The organism is Bacillus sp. BB51/4 (genome assembly GCF_008368845.1).
Taxonomy (GTDB): domain Bacteria; phylum Bacillota; class Bacilli; order Bacillales; family Bacillaceae_G; genus Bacillus_A; species Bacillus_A wiedmannii.
Map to the genome: position 1 here is coordinate 1 of NZ_QOSC01000045.1, position 553 is coordinate 553.

Consider the following 553-nt stretch of genomic DNA (forward strand, 5'->3'; position numbering starts at 1 on the left):
TTTAAAAGTTAAATAAGTTACAATGATTCTTGTCTTAAATGAATACAGTCTGGTAATGATGGCAGAGAGGTCACACCCGTTCCCATACCGAACACGGAAGTTAAGCTCTCTAGCGCCGATGGTAGTTGGGACCTTGTCCCTGTGAGAGTAGGACGTTGCCAGGCAAATGGAGGATTAGCTCAGCTGGGAGAGCACCTGCCTTACAAGCAGGGGGTCGGCGGTTCGATCCCGTCATCCTCCACCATTTAGCCGACTTAGCTCAATTGGTAGAGCAACTGACTTGTAATCAGTAGGTTGGGGGTTCAAGTCCTCTAGTCGGCACCAGAAAATCATGGCGGTTGTGGCGAAGTGGTTAACGCACCGGATTGTGGCTCCGGCATTCGTGGGTTCGATTCCCATCAGTCGCCCCATTTTTCTTTGAATAATTAATATGCGGGTGTGGCGGAATTGGCAGACGCACTAGACTTAGGATCTAGCGCCTTTGGCGTGGGGGTTCGACTCCCTTCACCCGCACTTTTAATAAAATAACTCATACATGTCTTGCGGAAGTAGT

At 49.2% G+C, this 553-nt stretch carries 4 tRNA genes and 1 rRNA gene; all 5 read left to right on the forward strand.

The window, feature by feature from the left end:
* The first annotated feature begins 48 nt into the window (after window positions 1-48).
* The 5 genes from rrf to DN392_RS30160 all read left to right on the forward strand — a co-directional run bounded on the left by rrf (window position 49) and on the right by DN392_RS30160 (window position 513).
* A 5S ribosomal RNA gene (gene rrf, locus DN392_RS30140) occupies window positions 49-164 on the forward strand.
* Between the two features lie 4 nt (window positions 165-168).
* Window positions 169-244 (forward strand) — tRNA-Val (locus tag DN392_RS30145).
* 4 nt (window positions 245-248) lie between these two features.
* A tRNA-Thr gene (locus tag DN392_RS30150) sits at window positions 249-324 on the forward strand.
* Window positions 325-334: 10 nt separating this feature from the next.
* Window positions 335-410: transfer RNA gene (locus DN392_RS30155), tRNA-His, on the forward strand.
* A gap of 22 nt (window positions 411-432) precedes the next feature.
* Window positions 433-513, forward strand: a tRNA-Leu gene (locus DN392_RS30160).
* Window positions 514-553 lie beyond the last annotated feature (40 nt).